Source organism: Gluconacetobacter entanii, assembly GCF_003206495.1.
GTDB classification, from domain to species: domain Bacteria; phylum Pseudomonadota; class Alphaproteobacteria; order Acetobacterales; family Acetobacteraceae; genus Novacetimonas; species Novacetimonas entanii.
In genome coordinates this window covers 1-2,476 of record NZ_NKUF01000107.1, presented here as the reverse complement: position 1 = coordinate 2,476, position 2,476 = coordinate 1, and the positions used below count along the sequence as shown (strand labels likewise).

Here is a 2,476-nt window from a genome sequence, read left to right as displayed (position 1 = left end):
TAAGGCTCGGGGCCGTCCAGGCAGGGACCGTCGGGTGGAGCAATCCACCGCTCCTGCGGAAGACCTTACCGTGTCAGGGCAAGACGTGCATGGTGAATGCTATACTGCGTGAACCCCAGACCTCGGGACTAGAGGAAGGTGGGAGAGTATCAACGGTTGCCGCTCTCTCTGACGCGAAAGCCAGGAAACTAGAAAGCTTGGCAATGTCATCCTCCGATTCTATCGGAACGATGCATCCAGCCGCGTCACCCATCCCTCGTCGAGGGAATACAGGTCGAACGGGGCACCTACCCACGTCGCTTCTCATGAAACGCGTAAATACGGGATCGCCTAAACGGGCTGCTCTCAACAGACCCGCATGGCGACGGAGTTCCCATATTAGCCAAATGCCAAGGGTAATGCCTTGGACAGTCGCAGCAATGCGGACGGATGTGACCGAAACCGACCGGGCGACCGATCGGGGGACGCCCGCCATCCGGGTGAAGGGGAGCGCATTTGTCAACAAGGCAGCAACTTCAACGAAGGAACGCTGATGCGAACCGAAGTAGTGCAGAAGCGGCTTGCCGCACTTTCGCAACTCTCTTGTCAGGGAAAGCGGATTAACGGCCTCTATCGTCTTTTGGGCTCAACCTGCATTTGGGAGCAAGCCTATGAGATGATTGCCCGAAACAAGGGTATCCTGACTACGGGAATTGATCCGACCGACACGGCTGATGGCTTCTCGCTGGAAGTCATGGAGGCGATCATTACCGCGATCAGGGAGAGAACCTATAAGCCGCGCCCTGTCCGTAGGGTCTATATCCCCAAGCCAAACGGGAAGAAACGCCCGCTTGGCATCCCGAGCTTCCGCGACAAACTTGTGCAGGCAGCGGTGAAAATCGTTCTGGAGGCAATCTATGAACCAATTTTCTCCGATTGCTCACACGGTTTTCGCCCGGAACGGTCCTGTCACACCGCATTGAATACTATCGACAAGGTGTGGAACGGGACCGTATGGCTGGTGGACGTCGATGTGGTCGGGTATTTCGACAATATCGACCATGACATACTTCTGGGCCTGCTCAGGAAGCGCATCGATGATGACGACTTTCTGAAGCTCATCGGAAGTATGCTCAAAGCCGGTTATATGGAGGACTGGACGTGGAACGAGACGTTCTCCGGGACGCCTCAGGGAGGGGTGGTTTCGCCCATCCTTGCCAACGTCTATCTCCATGAACTCGACGAGTTCATGGAAGAGTTTCGTAAACGGTTTGACCGTGGGGCGAAACGTCGTCCAAATCCGGCCTATCTCTTGGAAGCGCAACGCGCGAAAAGGGCAAGGAGGAAGATCGACGCGCTAAAGGCGGAAGGACGAAAGGACCAAGCCGAAGCACAAGTCGAAAAACTCAGGACACATCTCAAGGCACAACGGGAAATCCCCAGTGTCGATGGTCTGGATCCAGATTATCGACGCCTGCGATATATCCGGTACGCCGATGATTTCCTCATTGGGGTTACCGGAACGAAGCAGGAAGCCCGAGACATCATGGAAATGGTGCGAGCGTTCCTTCGGGACACGCTCAAGCTGGAGGTCTCGGACGAAAAGAGCGGGATAGCTCATGCCAGAGATGGAACGGGGTTCCTCGGGTACACTATACGAACCGGTGGCACTCCGCCGGTCCTGCACACAATGATGTTGGCAGGACGCATGGTAACCCGCAGGTCGGCCGCGCACATGACATCCCTGCATGTCCCGGTGGACAAGCTGGTGTCATTTGTCGAGCGGCAACGTCTCGGCAATTATCATCTTATACGCGGAACGATGAGGCCGGAACTGACCAACAGTTCCGACTACGAAATCGTAATGTTGTATAACGCGGTAATGCGTGGCTTGGCAGAATACTACGCATTGGGCTCAGACTGGAAAAGAGAACTCAGCCGGGTTCAGAAAATCTGGTGGTTCAGCCTTATGAAAACCTTGGGCCGCAAGCACAAATGTAGCGTTGCCAAGGTCGTGGGACATCTGCTTTCCGTTCATGATGGGGAGCCCGGACTCTGGGTCGAAGGCGCCAAAGGGCGTCGGTTTGTGAGGATATTCAAGCTTAAATACATACCGGAGAAGGTTGTTCAGAGACCGGGTCTGGATCGTGTCCCTCATACCATCCGTGGGGCGGCCAGAACGGATATGATAGACCGACTGCGGGCTCAGGAATGTGAGCGGTGCGGTCGCACCGATGTGCCGCTTGAAATTCATCACGTCCGGCGACTGGCGGATATTGCCAACCTGTCGATGACAACCCGTTCAAAAATCGCTCGGCAACGAAAACGCCATGCGGTTTGCCGGGAATGTCATGACGCGATCCATGCGGGCACATTACAGGCAAGACTGGATCGAATGGAGACAAGTGTAGGAGCCGGATGATGCGAAAGTATCAAGTCCGGTTCCGTGGGAGGGAGAGAAGTGATGTCACTGACCAGCTTCCTCCCTACCCGACGT

The 2,476-nt window shown here is 55.5% G+C and carries 1 protein-coding gene; it reads left to right on the top strand.

Features of this window, described 5'->3' with window-relative positions:
* Positions 1-532: 532 nt before the first annotated feature.
* Positions 533-2,401, top strand: a complete 1,869-nt coding sequence (locus tag CFR72_RS16620) for a reverse transcriptase domain-containing protein (protein WP_110914800.1) — start codon at positions 533-535, stop codon at positions 2,399-2,401.
* Positions 2,402-2,476 lie beyond the last annotated feature (75 nt).